14 protein-coding genes are annotated in these 15,886 nt (G+C 65.4%); 2 read left to right on the plus strand and 12 right to left on the minus strand.

Going from position 1 to position 15,886, the window contains the following annotated elements; genetic code table 11:
* Positions 1–135: 135 nt before the first annotated feature.
* Entirely contained in the window at positions 136–1,254 is a 1,119-nt protein-coding gene (locus ACR0R4_RS07430; RefSeq protein ID WP_433646700.1) for a mannose-1-phosphate guanylyltransferase, read from the plus strand.
* A gap of 271 nt (positions 1,255–1,525) precedes the next feature.
* On the opposite strand, the gene ACR0R4_RS07435 is transcribed toward ACR0R4_RS07430, so the two are convergent.
* Positions 1,526–2,206 (minus strand): DUF559 domain-containing protein, encoded by a 681-nt coding sequence (locus ACR0R4_RS07435; protein ID WP_433646701.1) that lies wholly within the window; start codon positions 2,204–2,206, stop codon positions 1,526–1,528.
* Positions 2,207–2,883: 677 nt separating this feature from the next.
* Entirely contained in the window at positions 2,884–4,434 is a 1,551-nt protein-coding gene (lysS, locus tag ACR0R4_RS07440; RefSeq protein WP_433646702.1) for a lysine--tRNA ligase, read from the minus strand.
* Between the two features lie 346 nt (positions 4,435–4,780).
* Between lysS and ACR0R4_RS07445 the strand changes: the two genes are divergently transcribed.
* The gene (locus ACR0R4_RS07445; RefSeq protein WP_433646703.1) at positions 4,781–5,992 is read left to right on the plus strand and encodes a multidrug effflux MFS transporter; all 1,212 of its coding nucleotides are present in this window, start codon (positions 4,781–4,783) and stop codon (positions 5,990–5,992) included.
* Between the two features lie 65 nt (positions 5,993–6,057).
* Here ACR0R4_RS07445 and ACR0R4_RS07450 read toward each other — a convergent pair whose 3' ends face one another.
* The 10 genes from ACR0R4_RS07450 to tilS form a co-directional block, all read right to left on the minus strand.
* Complete coding sequence (locus ACR0R4_RS07450) at positions 6,058–6,780, minus strand: DUF2520 domain-containing protein (protein ID WP_433646704.1); 723 nt, start codon at positions 6,778–6,780, stop codon at positions 6,058–6,060.
* A complete protein-coding gene (locus ACR0R4_RS07455) occupies positions 6,777–8,528 on the minus strand; it encodes a PH domain-containing protein (protein ID WP_433646705.1) in 1,752 nt (583 codons plus the stop codon). Before ACR0R4_RS07455 ends, ACR0R4_RS07450 begins: the two co-directional genes overlap by 4 nt.
* Positions 8,525–9,043, minus strand: a complete 519-nt coding sequence (locus tag ACR0R4_RS07460; protein WP_433646706.1) for a PH domain-containing protein — start codon at positions 9,041–9,043, stop codon at positions 8,525–8,527. Before ACR0R4_RS07460 ends, ACR0R4_RS07455 begins: the two co-directional genes overlap by 4 nt.
* A 59-nt stretch (positions 9,044–9,102) precedes the next feature.
* Positions 9,103–9,606, minus strand: coding sequence for a DUF3180 domain-containing protein (locus ACR0R4_RS07465; protein WP_433646707.1), 504 nt, complete (start codon positions 9,604–9,606; stop codon positions 9,103–9,105).
* Positions 9,593–10,126 (minus strand): 2-amino-4-hydroxy-6-hydroxymethyldihydropteridine diphosphokinase, encoded by a 534-nt coding sequence (gene folK, locus ACR0R4_RS07470; RefSeq protein ID WP_433646708.1) that lies wholly within the window; start codon positions 10,124–10,126, stop codon positions 9,593–9,595. The genes ACR0R4_RS07465 and folK overlap by 14 nt, the downstream gene beginning before the upstream one ends.
* The gene (folP, locus tag ACR0R4_RS07475; RefSeq protein ID WP_433646709.1) at positions 10,123–11,457 is read right to left on the minus strand and encodes a dihydropteroate synthase; all 1,335 of its coding nucleotides are present in this window, start codon (positions 11,455–11,457) and stop codon (positions 10,123–10,125) included. The genes folK and folP overlap by 4 nt, the downstream gene beginning before the upstream one ends.
* A complete protein-coding gene (folE, locus tag ACR0R4_RS07480) occupies positions 11,454–12,041 on the minus strand; it encodes a GTP cyclohydrolase I FolE (protein WP_433646710.1) in 588 nt (195 codons plus the stop codon). The genes folP and folE overlap by 4 nt, the downstream gene beginning before the upstream one ends.
* On the minus strand, positions 12,038–14,122 hold the full coding sequence (ftsH, locus tag ACR0R4_RS07485) for an ATP-dependent zinc metalloprotease FtsH (RefSeq protein ID WP_433646711.1): 2,085 nt from the start codon (positions 14,120–14,122) through the stop codon (positions 12,038–12,040). Before ftsH ends, folE begins: the two co-directional genes overlap by 4 nt.
* A 105-nt stretch (positions 14,123–14,227) precedes the next feature.
* A complete protein-coding gene (gene hpt, locus ACR0R4_RS07490) occupies positions 14,228–14,788 on the minus strand; it encodes a hypoxanthine phosphoribosyltransferase (protein ID WP_433646712.1) in 561 nt (186 codons plus the stop codon).
* A gap of 18 nt (positions 14,789–14,806) precedes the next feature.
* Positions 14,807–15,841: a tRNA lysidine(34) synthetase TilS gene (tilS, locus tag ACR0R4_RS07495; RefSeq protein ID WP_433646789.1), complete on the minus strand. Its 1,035-nt coding sequence runs from the start codon at positions 15,839–15,841 to the stop codon at positions 14,807–14,809.
* Positions 15,842–15,886: the final 45 nt, after the last annotated feature.

Below are 15,886 nucleotides of genomic sequence, written 5' to 3' on the forward strand. Positions count from 1 at the left end.
ACATCTCCGCAGAACACAGCGCGAAACCATTATGGCACCATTTGGTAGGGGTTATTGACATCGACGATGCGCTTCTCGCACGCCGAAAGGAATAGCCTCACCCAGCGATGCGAGCGCCTGGATAGGCTGGTGATTATGACTCAGACCCCGGCATTCGACCGTTTCACCTGTGTGATCCCCGCCGGAGGCGCGGGCTCAAGACTCTGGCCGCTCTCACGCGCGAACGCGCCGAAGTTCCTGCTTGATCTCACCGGCAGCGGCGACTCCCTCCTCGAGGCAACGTGGAATCGGCTCACACCGCTCGCGCCACCCGAACGACTCATGGTGGTCACCGGCAACGCGCATCGCGATTCCGTAGTGAAACAGCTTCCCGATCTCCAGTCAGAGAACCTCGTCACTGAGAGTCAACCCAAGGACTCTTCCGCGGCGATCGGCCTCGCTGCCGCAATTCTCGAACGCCGTGACCCCGACTCGATTCTCGGTTCGTTTGCCGCCGATCACGTGATCCGCGGCAACGTGCTGTTTCAGCGGGCGGTGCGCACCGCGGTGCAGGCTGCGGATCAGGGGTACATCGCGACCATCGGGATCCACCCCAGCCACCCGGCCACTGGCTTCGGGTATATCGCCTGCGGCGGAGCGCGGGGCGATCTTGCACCGTTTGACATCTACGACGTGACCGAGTTCGTGGAGAAGCCGGACGAGTCAACAGCTACGGAATATCTGCGCAGCGGCGGATACCTCTGGAATGCGGGCATGTTTATCGCACGGGCGAACGTGCTCCTTGACCAGATGGCGCTCACGGAACCGGAGATGGTGGCCTCGTTGCGTGAAATTGCTGCCGCCTGGGATACCGACCAGGCCGCCGCGGTTCGCGAGGAATTGTGGCCGGGACTTCCCAAGATCGCGATCGACTACACGGTGGCTGAGCCAGCCGCAGCCGCGGGCAAGATGGTCTGTGTCGCCGCCCACTTCGAGTGGGACGATGTGGGCGACTTTGCGAGCGTCGCGAACCTCCTTACCCGCGGCCGATCCAACGATCTGGCAGTGCTGGGAGACGGCGCTCAGGTGCTCTCCGATGCGTCGAGCGGCATCGTGGTCTCTGAGAGCGACCGCCTGGTCGCCCTCGTAGGCATGGAGGACGTCGTAGTGGTTGACACACCAGACGTGCTGCTCGTCACCTCGAAGGCACACGCCCAAGACGTGAAGAAGCTCGTCAACCGCATGAAGGGCGCCGGTGGGGGCCACCTGCTCTAGTTCGACGGCTGACGCTCCCGGCGGCTCGCTCTCTGCGGCTCGCTCGACTGCTCACGTTGGCTCCGCGCTCGCCCATGACATGGTGTCTTCGTCGGGTAGGGCGCCACTGGCTGCTTCCAAAGCCACGAAGCAGCCACTTGCGCCCGATGCGCGGGCGTACCCACCGTGAATTGGGCCGCAGACACAAGTGCCCCTATGGATGGGCATCGTGCGCGGTGTGCGCGCACCCGCCAGTTACCCCGCAGTGCTCGACTTATCGAATGGCCGAAGGTCAGTTTTCCTCGAAGAGACGCATCAGCGCAGGTCGAACCGGGCACATTGTTGACCCGAGAAGCTCAGCAACATCCCTCACCCAGGTGTGAGTTCGGTCAAAGAGATCCTCCTTGTGAACCCGAATCACTCGATAGCCCGCAGCGCGGGCACGTTCAAGACGCTTGAGATCCTTCAAGTACTGCGCGCGGTTGGTACGGTGCTGCTCGCCGTCGTATTCAATGATGATCTTGCGCCTGCGATCCACCAGATCGAATCTCCCGATCCACTCGCCTGCATCATCACGCACATCAACCTGCAGCTCAAACGTCGAGTCCAAGCCCCAGCGTGCAAGCTCGAGCCGAGTCAGTGTCTCCATTCGCGACTCAGATCCCAGACGCGCGAAATGGCACGCCACACGAAGGCGCTTTCTGGTAGACCCGGTCTGCTTATCCAACACGGTGCCGAAATCAACTGGGAATACGCCGTTGGCCTCAGATGATGCCTGCGTCTGGTTGAGCAAGTGATCGATAGCCACCACTATCTCCCGAAGTGGCAGTATCGCTGCCGCTTGCTCGAGGGCTCTCGCAGGTGGCATCAGGGGAATGCCCTCGGCATCCACCATGGGTTCGAAGGGTCGACTGGACCGATGTCCGCGCAGCCCCGGTCGCCGATGGCGAAGATCCTTGCCTGGTGTGGTCACGTGAAGTGTCTCATCGCAGCGGATCGGGCAGCGCATCAACAGCAATGCGGTGGTGTGACTGAACACTTCGCCGGGGCGCAGCGCAGGACGAAAGACTTTCGACTGATAGAGCGTCGACTCAATCAAGGAGTCAGTCCCGTTGGGTTTTTCGAGAGTGCTCCGGAGCCCGCGGAAATTGGTGCGAAAACGTTCGTGTCGCAGGACCGCCCTCGAGACTCCCGCCGAACGGGCCTCCCCCACTGTGAAAGTTGCCGGGACGAGGTGATCAGGGATGCGGGTTCGCGGTTGGGGCATGACCACGATGATGCCTCGCACCTGATTCGCCGTGAGCCACAGACATCACACTGTGGAGAACTGATCCAGCGGACGTCGTGACCTCCAACTGTGAGCGTCGACTCGACACGCCGACTCATACGATGCAATAGGGCGCAAGTGGCTCCTTCATTCCCAGGAACCAGCCCCTGGCGCCCGATCAGGGCCGGGGTCCTGGGAATTGGCGGTCAGGCAGTGCGCCGGAGGGCGCAAGTGGATCTTTCACTCCCAGGAACCAGCCCCTGGCGCCCTACCTGATCGGCGCTTCAACACTTCAGCACGAAGGTGCACTCAGGCGACAATGGGCCACCTGCTCTGCCAGTGAGGCGGTGTTGCGCACGCTCCGCCCCGCCACGACTGTGCGCCTACTTCACGAGGGGGAACAGGATGGTCTCGCGGATCCCAAGCCCAGTAAGTGCCATCAGCAGGCGATCCATGCCCATACCCATGCCACCCGAGGGAGGCATAGCGTGCTCCAGCGCGCGCAGAAATTCCTCGTCCACTCGCATCGCCTCATCGTCGCCTTGCGCACCCTGTGCCGCCTGCTCCACGAAGCGCTCGCGCTGCACCACTGGGTCGACCAACTCGGAGTAGCCAGTGGCGAGTTCAAAGCCGCGTACGTAGAGGTCCCACTTCTCCACCACGCCAGGGATCGTGCGATGATGCCGAGTCAGCGGACTCGTCTCCACCGGAAAGTCCATGACGAACGTCGGGCGCGTGAGCCCGTCTTTCACGAAATGCTCCCAGAGTTCTTCGACGAGCTTTCCGTGATTTGGCAGCGTCACGTAAACATCTTGTGCATCCGCGAGCTCACGCAACTCCGCCACGGATGTCTCAGGGGTAATCTCTCGTCCAGCCGCCGCCGACAGTGTGCCGTACATCGAGATGCGATCCCAGTCGCCACCCAGATCGAACAGAGTGCCATCTGCCCACAGCACCGTGTGTGACCCCTCGCGCTCGGTCCCGCGGTTGACCGCGAGCGCGGCGTTCTGAATGAGTTCCTGCGTGAGGTCAGCTATCCCCTGATAGTCGGAATAGGCCTGGTACGACTCGAGCATCGCGAACTCGGGGCTGTGGGTCGAGTCGGCCCCCTCGTTACGAAAATTGCGATTGATTTCGAATACCCGCTCAAGCCCGCCAACGACGGCCCGCTTCAGGTAGAGCTCGGGCGCGATCCGCAAAAAAAGTTCGGTGTCGAACGCATTTGAGTGTGTGACAAACGGCCGAGCCGAGGCACCACCGTGCATGGTCTGCAACATCGGTGTCTCAACCTCGAGGAAATCGTGCCCGGCGAACGTCTCGCGAAGGCTCGCCATGGTGAGTGCACGCGTGCGCACGTTGATGCGGGCCTGATCACGCTGAATGAGATCGAGGTAGCGCTGGCGCACCCGGGTCTCTTCATTCAGTTCGGCGTACATGTTGGGCAGCGGCGCAATCGCCTTCGCCGCGACCTGCCACTCGGTCACCATGATGCTCAGCTCGCCCCGGCGGCTCGAGATCACCTCGCCGCTCACGAAGAGGTGATCGCCCAGATCAACCAGCTCTTTGTAGCTCGCGAGCGAGTCTGCGCCGATTTCTGCGAAGCTCACCATGGCCTGAATGCGGGTGCCGTCGCCGGACTGCAGCGATGCGAAACACAGCTTGCCAGTATTGCGCTGAAAGACAATGCGCCCCGCGATTCCGACCGTTTCGCCGGAGAGACTGTCTGGTGCACCCTCGAGGTGGCCCCACGCCTCGCGCACCGCGGGAATCGTTGTGGTGACCGGCACGGAAACCGGGTAGGCACCTCCCGCGAGATCCTCCCCCGCGAGCGCATTCAGCTTCTCGCGCTTCTCCAGACGCACCCGCTTTTGTTCGAAGACCTCGGCTTCGCTGATCGCTTCGGTCGCGACATCGGGCGCGTGCTGCTCGCTCATAGGGCGGGATCCTCCGTGTTTCTGGCGTAGAGACCCAGTCTATTCGGGATCCGCGAACCTGCGGCTCCTCAAGGATCGCGAGGGCATCGCGAGGGGATCGCGAGGGGATCGCGAGGGCATCGGGAGGGGATCGCGAAGAGGTTGCTCCGTCGGAGTGGGTACGCACTTCAGGCAGCGCACACGGCTCTCCTTTCCCAGAGACCTCGCACGACAGGAGAACCGCGCACGATAACGTATACGATCGATTCGATAGCGTCGCCGGTTCTGGCTCGAGAGACCACCCGGGCCCAGCCCACAGCACGAGGCAGCGACGCAGCGACGCAGCGACGCACCTTGAAGGAGCTCCGTGACACCACCCCCAGAACCGCGACTCTCGCGCGGGGTGCTCGTCACCCTCGGCATCATCGCAATGGTGAGTTCGATATCGACCGACATGTATTTGCCCTCGTTCACGAGTGTCGCCGCCGATCTGTCGGCGACCGCATCCGAGGTGCAGCTCACGCTCACCCTGTTTTTCTTCGGGGTCGGGACCGGGCAGCTCCTGCTCGGTCCGATCTCCGATCGACGCGGCCGCCGCCCCGTGCTCCTTCTTGCCCTCGTAGTGTTCGCCAGCGCGGGTGTGGCCATGGTATTCGCCCCGACAATCGAGGCACTGATGGTGCTGCGGTTTGTGCAGGGCCTGTCGGGTGCCGCCGGCCTCGTGCTCTCACGAGCGATCGCCGCCGATCTGAGTCACGGCCAGTCGGCCGCGAAGGCACTCAGCTTCATCGTGATGATCAGCGGTCTCGGCCCGCTGATCGCGCCCCTACTGGGAGGCATCGCTCACGAGTGGTGGGGGTGGCGCGGCGCACTCGCGACCCTCGCAAGCGTCTCCCTCATGATCCTCATCCTGGCGTTCACCGTATTGCGCGAGTCGCATCCACCCCAGGCACGCACTGTGGGCAGCCTTCTCAACACCTACCGGCCCATCGGCCGAATTCTGCGCGACGGGCGATTCGTCGCACTCGCGATCGGCTTTGCCCTGAGCTTCGCCGGTGCCATGTCGTACATCGCCGCGGCTCCATTCGTTACGCAGCGCGTGCTCGGCATGAGCCCGCTGGGTTTCGCCCTGAGTTTCGCGGTGAGCGCCTCAGCGATGGTTCTCGCGAACCTCGTGAACATCCGGTTGGTATCGCGGATCCGTCCGCCGCGCCTGCTGGCCACCGGTATCGCGTTAGTGCTGGGCTCCGGGCTCGCCTTCCTGCTGCAGACGCTGGTCGGCGTGCTGACTCCCGCAGGGTTCATTATCACGGCGTTTGTGCTGACAGCGGGGAGCGGGTTCGTGCTCGCAAACGCGAGCGCGCTGGCACTCGACCGGGTGCCGACGGCGCGCGGATCAGCCTCGGCGCTTCTTGGCGCGATTCAATTTCTCCTCGGCGGGCTTGCGGCTCCGGTCGTGGGCCTCTGGGGCGAGTCGACTGCGCTGCCGATGGCCATCGCCATCTCCGTGTGCGGTGCCGGGGCCCTCGTGAGCGCGATCATTGCGTTGCGCCCAAGATCAGCCACAGCCCGACTCTGACCGTGCGTCTCGGCCCAACGATTCCTCTGCGGCTCGTGCCGTCGGTTCCTTCGTGTGCGAGCGGATCACGCCTCACCGAACGCGGCATCATCGGCCAGGCCCGCCGCGGCTCTTAGCTCCTCCTCAACGGCCGCTCGTACGAGGCCACCCACGACGTGATCGGGCCGTTCGATGCCGATTTCGCGCAGCGCGTCGGTCGCCTGACGCACCACGGCCCGCGAGAACTCGGTTGCGGCGCTGATCGCCTCCGCGTACTCCGCCCGATCCCGCTCCGCAACAAGCACGGGCTCGGCACCCATCTCGACGGCGAGCGCCTGCCCGATGGGCAGCACCGGGGTCGGTGCGGTTACCGCGACGGTGGCACCGGCGAGCCTGGCGAGGTCGAGGCTGGTACCCGTGAACACCATCGCCGGATGGAGCGCGAGCGGGATCACTCCCACGCCGAGTGCGGGTGAGAACACCCCGTAGCCGTGCTCGGGTGCCGTATGCAGCACGAGCTGACCCGGTTGCCACGCACCGATCTCCGTCAAGCCACGCACCAAGCCGACGAGTTCGTCGCCGGGAATCGCAAACATGACGAGTTCGCTCCGCCTGACGACCTCCGGCACATCGAGAATCGGTACTCCGGGAAGCAGCAGCTCGGCGCGTTCCCTGCTCTCTTCACTCACCGCGCTCACGCCGGTGAGCGCGTGACCTGCTCCCGCGAGCGCGAGCGCGAGCACCGGGCCCACCCGGCCAGCCCCGACGAGGCCAATGCCCAGGCGGCCCGCACGGGGCTCGGGTGTCATGTTTGCTCTCCGAGCGCGGGTGGGATGTGAGCTGGCGGTTCAGCCTCAGCTAGCGGCATGGCCTGAACCAGCGGTATGGTCCGATCCACTGACGTTGCCGGATCCCCCGGTTCGGCCGGCCCGACCCACTCAACTCGCTCCGCTCGCTCGGCCCGCTTTGCCCGTTCAACACGGATGCGCACCGCCTCGCCGCCCTGCACCCGTACCATCGCACGAGATATCGTGTCGAAGGCCGCGCGCGCCTGGTCGACCTCAATGCCCCGCATTACCACCTGCACCGGGCCGAGCACCGTGTGCGCTTGTAGGGTAGCGAGCCCAATGAAGCGCTGTAGCAGTGGCCTCGAAAACTGTATCGATTGCGCCCGAAGGATCGGCATGACGACGAAGCTGCGGGTGAGCCAGCCGCGACGCACCCGGAGCGTGGCGTTCTCGGATGCCTCATCTTCCAGACGCAGGCCCGCTCGGCGCTTTCCCAACCACAGCACCCACGCCGCGCGCGGCCCCGCGCCGAGGAACCCGCCCGCACTGCCCGCTCCGAGCAGCCCGCTTCGGAGCGACTCGAGCTCTTCCGGTTCATCGCCCACACCCGGTAGTAGCGTCTCGATCACGCGCAGCACATCGTCGATGTGCCCGACGGGCAACATGACATTCCGCAGGCTATTCTGACCGGCTTCCGCGGCACCGTACCCCGCCGTCGTGACCCGCACGCGCCACCAGCCGAAGGGCCGCCAACCGAGGGGTTGACGAGCTTCGATCGCGTGGATCCGCCCAAACGGAATCGTCTCGGTGTGTGTGGCGGTGAGGCCAGACCCCACCCGAACGCCGTCCGAACTGCGAGACAGCGTGAAGCGGAACCCCTTGTTGAACGAGCTGTAGCTCGTGCCCACCGCAATCAACACCGCTGGGATGATCATCGCGAGGAAAAAGGGATTCCAAATCAGCGCAGACACGATGCTGGCCACGAGGAGGAGCACCGGGATCCAGATGTCCCAGCTGAGTGCGATGCTGCCCAGCAGCCGCCCGATGGGAACGCTCACCAGGCTCCCGCTCGCGCGCGCCGCCTGGTCGATGTCGAGGTCCACGAACTCACGCGCACGTTCGTCGAGCCGCGAAGGCAAACCCGTGGGGCTTGCCTCGAACGGTGTGCCGCCAGACACCGCTGGCACTGCCGGCATCACGGAGGTACCGTCGTGCGCCTGCGTGTGCGCCACCGACTCACCTCGACGCCGGGCGACGCTGCGCAGGATCCGCTCGCGAACCTCCTTCGCAACGCGATGGCCGAGGTAGTTCAGCGAGACCTTACCGCCCTGCCCCGCTGTTTGCACCTCAACCTGGGTGAGGCCGAGAATGCGCGCGAGCAACGGCCTCTGCAAATTGACGCTTTGGATGCGCTCCAGGGGCGCGCGACGATGCTGCCGAAACAGCACGCCACTGCGCGCTTCCACGGCCTCGTCGGTAATGCGGTAGGTGTGAAAGCGCCAACTCAGCCACGAGAAGAAAATGATGATGACGATGATCCCAAGCGCCACCCCAAGTGCCACCAGAATGAGTCGCTGCTCCACCAGAATGTCAATCAGGTCGCCCTCATTGGGGCCCATCGCGCCGAGGTATTGCTCCGCGACAAAGAGTTCGAGGATGCGATCGCGGAAATTGGCCAGGAGGATACCGCCGATGACGAGAATCGCCAGGCCGCCGCGAAGGAGCGGCGACAGCGGATGCAGCCGTTCCCATAAGGGGTCGCTCGTCACAGGCCCGACCGCCTCGTTTCGGCAAGCTCGACCAGGCGGTCGCGGAGCAACTCGGCTTCCTCCCGGGGAAGCCCGGGCAGGTTCACGCCGGTTGCCGCGCTCGCTGTCACGAACTTGAGGGACGCGAGCCCCAGCGCGCGCAAGAGCGGGCCACGCGTCACGTCAACCAGCTGCAATCTCCCGTAGGGCACTGCCACGACGCGCTCGAACATGATGCCTTTGCGAAAGAGCAGGTCATCTTCGCGCAGAATGTAACCGATTGCGCGCACCCTGCGGAACGCGAATGCCGCGCTCAGCAGCAGGCCGAGCGTGACCGCGGCGAAAATGGCGATCACGAGCGGTGGGGGCTTCTCATCGGCGAACAGCACGATGAGCACGAACACCGTCACGACGATCAGGGTCAGTATCAGGTTCAGCGCGAGATCTGCCCACGCGTACTTGGTCGACACCCGCTGCCACTCGTGCACCTGGTTCGGCCACGTGCTTTCCTGCACGTCCGGTTGATTCTCACTCAAGTCGTACCTCCAACAGCAAGCCTAGGGCGCATGCCTCCGGTCTGCCGGGACGCGCCGGGTTAGGCGAGTTGTTCGCCAGTTTCCGGGTCGGGATCATCCTCGAGTTCGGCATCGGACCCATCGGGGGGAACTCGACACAGCCACTCCGCGATTGCGCCAGCGACGAGCAGCACGACTCCGGCGACCCCGACAAACAACATGGGCAGCCAAGATGAAGATGGGGGAATCACCGAGCGGGTCATCACCTGTGTCAGGAGCCCCAGGCCAAACCCGCCGAGGAGCGACCCGGCAAACTGGCTCGCTCTGGCACCCGCAAGCAGTCGCACCGCGTGAAAAGGGTTGACCGGCCGCGCAGAGGCACGGGTCACCGCGCGTCGCAACGCGATCCCGAGCGCAAGCACCACCGCGGCAATGACGAGAAGCGTCGCCGGGAGTGACACCGGCGGCACGAACGGCGCATCCCCCCGCGTCGACTGAAACACCTGCAGGAGCACGCCCGCGGCGAGGCCTACCACGCTAAACGCGGCAACGGTGAGCGCGGAGGTGCGTTCAAGCTTCGGCATGATCCACCGCCTGTCGTGTCTGGGTGATCGGACGGGTGGTGTCGCCAAGTCTTGCGAGCAGCTCGGCGACCCGCCCGTGACCGATGAGCACCGCGTGCGGGTCAAGCTCGAGCCAGGGAGCGAGCACGAAGTCACGCTCGTGCGCCCTGGGGTGTGGCACAGTCAGCCGCTCGTCCGAGATGAGCTTGCCGCCATAGGTGATGATGTCGATGTCGAGCGTGCGGTCGCCCCAGCGAGCGTCGCGCACCCGGCCGTGGCGTGCTTCAAGCCGCTGCAGCACGTCGAGCAGCTCATGCGGAGTGAGCGTGGTGTCTGCGAGTGCCACACCGTTCAGGTAGCGGGGGGCATCGGGATCGGGGCCGCTCGGGGTGAGCGCGATGGACTCGCGCAGCGATGATGGTCGCAGATGCGTCACCCCGGGTGTCATTGCCAGCTCGCGCTGTGCCTCAATGATGGTCTCGCCCCGGTCTCCGAGGTTGGCGCCGAAGGCGAGCAGCACGGTGACGACCTGGGGGGTCATGCGCCACCTCCAGCCGAGTCGCGCACCACGGTGACCGAGACGTCACCGAACGCCTCGTCGATCGGCGCGTCGGGTTTGTGCACCGTGATGCGGGCGGACCGAACGCCGGGGAAGGCCAGCGTCACTCTCGCCACTCGCTCCGCGACTGTCTCGATCAGGTCGACAGGGTCGCGTCGCACTGCACCAGCGATCGCGGCGGCCACCTCGCCGTAGTGCACGGTGCGGGCCAGGTCGTCGGTGTGAGCCGCGGATCCGAGATCCACCGCCAGTTCGGCATCGACGAGAAAACGTTGCCCCCGCTCGCGCTCGAAGTCGAAGACCCCGTGATGCGCGAACACCTCGAGCCCGGTCAGGGTGATGCGGTCGCGCACCTTCGCGGGTGGGCCGGCCTGCCCCGCACCATGCCCCTCCCCGTTCGAGTGGACACTCTCGCGGGCTTCACCCGCCGTGAACCCTGCTTCACTGTCCACTCCGGTGCGTGATCCGGGCGGATCGGCACGACCCCAGGCGCGTTCGACGGCCAGGGCTTGCATCGTGCCCGGCACGTCGTGCACGCGCGCGCCCCAGGCCCCGGCGCGCGCGGCGAAGGCGCTCACGACCGCGGTGGCAAGGTCTCGACCGGGCGCGGGGACATCCACGCTGCCGCCCGGAAGTGCGGCGAGCAGATCGCCGAGCATTCGCTTTCGTGAGATGCCCACGAGCACGGGAAAACCGGCCGCTCTGAGCCGATCCAGACCGCGGAGGAGCTCCCAGCCCTGCTCGGCGGTCTTGTCGAAGCCGAGGCAGGGGTCAAGCACAATGCGGCTCGCGTCGACACCCGCGGCGATCGCGCGTGCTGCGAGGCGTGCGAGTTCGTCTCGCACTTCGGCCACAACATCGACGTACTCGGAACGACGGTGCGCGGGGTCTGGAATACCGCGCCAGTGCCCAAGAATCAGCGTGGCACCGGTTTCGGCTGCGACCCGATACATCTCCGGATCGGCGAGGCCACCCGAGACGTCGTTGATGATGGCGGCACCGGCCTGCATCGCCTCACGCGCCGTCGCAGCGTGAATGGTGTCAACAGACACCGTGATTCCGGCGGCGCCGAGCGCCGCAATCACCGGACGCACGCGACGGATCTCTTCCGCGGAGTCCACCGGCAGCGCTCCCGGCCTCGTCGACTCGCCACCCACGTCGACAATGTCGGCACCCTGCTCGGCGAGCAGCCTGCCGCGCATCACCGCGGCTTCGGGGTCAAAGAAGGCACCCCCGTCGCTGAACGAGTCGGGGGTGACGTTCAGCACGCCCATCACCTGAAATTCCTCGATCGCAGTGGGAGCATCGGTCACGGGGCACCCCGATCGGTGGCCCCGATGAGCGCGAGCACCTCAGCCCGCTCACCAGGCCGGGACAGCGATCCGCGCGAAGCCACGGTGACCACCAGAGCCTCGGTTTGCCGCCCGCCTCGATCGGCCATGCACCCATGGCTAGCCTCCAGCACGACGAGCACCCCCTCGGGTTCGAGCCCGACCTGCAACGCCTCAGCAATCTGCTCGCCGAGACGCTCCTGCACCTGCGGGCGCGCGGCGAGCGTGTCGACCACCCGCGGAATCGCGCCGAGCCCGACCACCCGCTGCGCCGGGCGGTAGGCAACGTGTGCCCTCCCGCGAAAGGGCAGCAGATGATGTTCGCAGGTCGATCGCAGCGCAATGTCGCGCACCAGCACGAGCTCTCCGGTCTCATCGCCGACGGGCACCGCGTCTCTCAGGTGCTGCAGCGGATCAACGCCGACGCCTGCAAAGAACTCTGAATACGCGTCGGCCACGCGATCGGGGGTTCCCGCCAGCGTTTCGCTGTCTGGGTCTTCGCCGATCGCACGAAGCATTTCTCGCACCGCCGCGGCGATGCGCTGCCGGTCGACGCCAGGGGTCACGGCTTCGCCGTGCCCTCACCCGCCGCGGCGTCGGGATCTGGGGTGGCATCGGCCACGTCAGTGTGCGCCGGGGCATCTGCTTCACCCGCAGCGTCAGCACCCACCGGGGCGTCTGCGTCACCCGCAGCGTCAGACAGTGCACCATCTGTGCGCACGCTCTCTGGCACGGCAATCGGCGGCAGATCAGAAACGGGCCGCTTGCCGCTTGAGAGCCAGACCGAACGCTCCGGCAGCTTCACAACGTCGACGAAAATCTCGGCAATCTGCAGGTGGTCGAGCGTCTCCTTTACGAGAAGCTCAGCGGCGAGCCGGTCGAGTACTGTGCGGTTGAGCACGAGCGCCTCGTACGCCTCGTCGTGCGCCTGCTCAATGATGGCGCGCACCTCTTCGTCGACAGAGACGGCCACTCCCTCGGAGAAATCGCGGGTCGAGCCGAACTCGCCCAAATAGGGCGAGGCCTGCGCCTGTCCCAGTCGCACCGGCCCGAGCTTCGCCGACATGCCGTACTCGGTCACCATCTTCCGCGCGGTTGAGGTGGCCTTCTCGATATCATTTCCGGCGCCGGTCGTCGGGTCATGGAACACGAGTTCCTCCGCGACGCGGCCCCCAAGCGCATAGGCGATCTGATCCTGCAACTCGTTTCGTGTCACCGAGTACTTGTCTTCGAGCGGAATCACCATCGTGTATCCGAGGGCTCGCCCACGTGGCAGGATCGTGATCTTGGTCACGGGATCCGTGTAGTTCAGCGCCGCGGCAACCAGGGCGTGTCCACCCTCGTGGTAGGCCGTCATCAACTTCTCGTGGTCTTTCATGACCCGCGTGCGACGCTGCGGCCCCGCGATCACGCGGTCGATCGCCTCGTCAAGCGCGCGATTGTCAATCAACTGCGCGTTCGAGCGCGCGGTCAGCAGTGCAGCCTCGTTCAGAACATTGGCGAGGTCGGCACCCGAGAAGCCCGGGGTCTTCCGGGCGACCACCTCAAGGTCGACGTTTTTCGAGAGCGGCTTTCCCTTGGAGTGCACCTCAAGAATCGCCCGGCGACCCTTCATGTCTGGCGGGTCAACCCCGATCTGGCGATCGAAGCGGCCAGGGCGCAGCAGCGCAGGGTCAAGCATGTCGGGGCGGTTCGTCGCCGCGATGAGTATCACGTTGGTCTTCGGGTCGAAGCCGTCCATCTCGACCAGCAGCTGATTCAGCGTCTGCTCGCGCTCGTCGTGGCCGCCACCCATGCCCTGGCCACGGCGCTGTCCCACCGCATCGATCTCGTCAACGAAGATGATGGCGGGGGCGTTAGCCTTGGCCTCCTTGAAGAGGTCGCGCACACGACTCGCGCCGACGCCCACGAACATTTCGACGAAGTCAGATCCGGAGATGCTGTAGAACGGCACTCCCGCCTCGCCTGCGACAGCCCGAGCGAGCAGCGTCTTGCCCGTGCCGGGAGGGCCATACAACAGCACACCCTTCGGGATTCGAGCGCCCACGGCCTGGAACCTCGTCGCGTCTTGCAGGAAGTCCTTGATCTCGTGCAGCTCTTCGACCGCCTCGTCTGCGCCGGCGACATCAGCAAAAGTGACCTGGGGCATCTCCTTGGAATTCAGTTTCGCGCGTGACTTGCCGAACTGCATTACCTTGTTGCCGCCGCCCTGCATTGACGACAGCATCCACCAGAAGAACAGGCCGATGAGCAGCAACGGCAGCATGAAACCGAGGATTGACCACAGCGCGTTCGCCTGGGGCACCTGGTCGGTGTACCCGTCCTTGGGCTCTGCCTCGTTGACCGCGGCGATCACGTCTTCACCCCGCTGGGTGATGTAGTAGAAGAACACCTCACTCGAACCGGTCTTCTCGTCAGCCTTGGCGAGTGTGAGATTGACGCGCTGGTCGCCATCAATGATCTCGGCCTTTGTGACGCCGCCGTCGGCCAGCATTTCGAACCCACGCTGCGTGGTGATTTCACGCACTCCCGTGCCGGAGAGCAGTGACCACCCGAGCAACACGATGAGCGGAGCCAGGATCAAATAGAGCAACGGCCCCTTGAAGAGATTCTTCCCTTTGGGGGCCTTCTGTGCTTTGTCAGCCAAGTTGCGGCCTTTCTGCGGTCACCAGCGAATATGTGTAAGCGTATCCGCTGGCATCGACACCGCTGCTGTGTGTCCGCTCAGCGCAAAATCATCAGCGTGCGAGCGTCACTCGCCGCCGTACACGTGCGGCGCGAGAATCGCCACATCGCGCAGGTTGCGGTAGCGCTCGGCATAGTCGAGCCCATATCCGACCACAAACTCGTTCGGGATATCGAACCCGAGATAGGTCACCTCAACGTCAACCTTCGAGGCATCGGGCTTTCGCAGCATCGTGCAGATGCGCACCGATTTTGCGCCGCGGCTTTCGAGGTTCTCCTTCAGCCATGACAGCGTCAGCCCCGAGTCGATGATGTCTTCGACGATCAGCACGTCACGCCCGGTCAGATCCGAGTCGAGATCCTTCAGAATCCGCACGACGCCGCTCGACTTCGTTCCCGCTCCGTACGACGACACCGCCATCCAGTCCATCTCCGCGTGGAAGCGCAGCTCACGGGCGAGATCGGCCATCACCATCACCGCACCCTTGAGCACCCCCACGAGCAGCGGCGGGGTATCGAACCCGTAGTCGGCTTCGATCTGACGCGCAAGCTCCGCGAGACGCGCCTGCAGCTCCGCCTCGGTGTGCAGCACGACCTTCAGATCGGTTCCGAGATCCTTCACGTCCATCTGCCCGCCTTCGTTCAATCAACTAATGGATCGGCCGGCCGCTCGAAATTCCAAGCGACCCGCAATACGCTCAACTGTAGCGCCGGGAACGTTGATGGGACCTTGACCGTGCCAGTCGGTGACGAGGGCGGCCACCGATCGGGTGTGCTCGCGGCTGAGGTGCGAGCCGAACGCCGCGCCTGCGGCACGCCTGATTATGCGGTTACGCAGCGCGTCGGGCTGTTCCGCGAGCGACTTGACAGACAGCGCGATGCCGGTCTCCGAGCGCTCTGTGAGCGAGTCGTGTAGTTGCTCGGCGAGACGATCGAGCGCGTCGGCATCCTCGCGCGCGAGATCCGCGGTTCGGGCGAGGCCCGCCGCGACCCCGGGCCCCAGCTCCTCCTCCAGCAGCGGCAGTACCCGGGTGCGCACCCGCACGCGGGCGAACGCCGGGTCGGTGTTGTGTGGATCCTGCCACGGTTCGAGACCCTGTGCCCGGCAGGCCTGCTCCGTCTCCCCTCGACTGATGCCCAGCAACGGGCGGTGGATCGCGCCGCGTTCGGGCGGAATGCCCGCAATGGCGCGGGTACCCGACCCCCGTGCCAGCGCAAGCAGCACCTGTTCGGCTTGGTCGTCGCGGGTGTGGGCGGTGAGGATCGCGGCCGCACCCGTTTCCGCGCGAACCACCGCAAATGCTTCGTACCTGGCAGCTCGGGCCGCCGCCTCCGGCCCGTCAGCATCGCCCCGGGTGACGCGCACTCGGCGCACCACCACCGGATCAAGCCCGAGCGATGTCGCCTGACCCGCGGCGACACGGGAGACCTCCTCCGAGCCCTGCTGCAGGGCGTGATCCACCACCACCGCGCCGGCGCGCAAGCCGAGACGAGGGGCCTCGAACGCGACGGCGGCGGCGAGCGCGAGCGAGTCCGCACCCCCCGATAGGGCAACGAGCACCAGCGGGGCATCGGGGGCCATCGCCGCGCGATCCACTCGAGACGGGTGCGTCGACCACCGGGCCAGCACGCGGCGCACAGCCAGGCGCGTGTGGGCAACGGCGGGATCAAGCGGCGGCAGTCTGGTCACACGACCACGCTACCGGTCGCCCTCGGGTACTCTGAG

Origin of the sequence: Leucobacter fengyongliangi (genome assembly GCF_050971685.1) — a bacterium.
Lineage (GTDB): Bacteria > Actinomycetota > Actinomycetes > Actinomycetales > Microbacteriaceae > Leucobacter.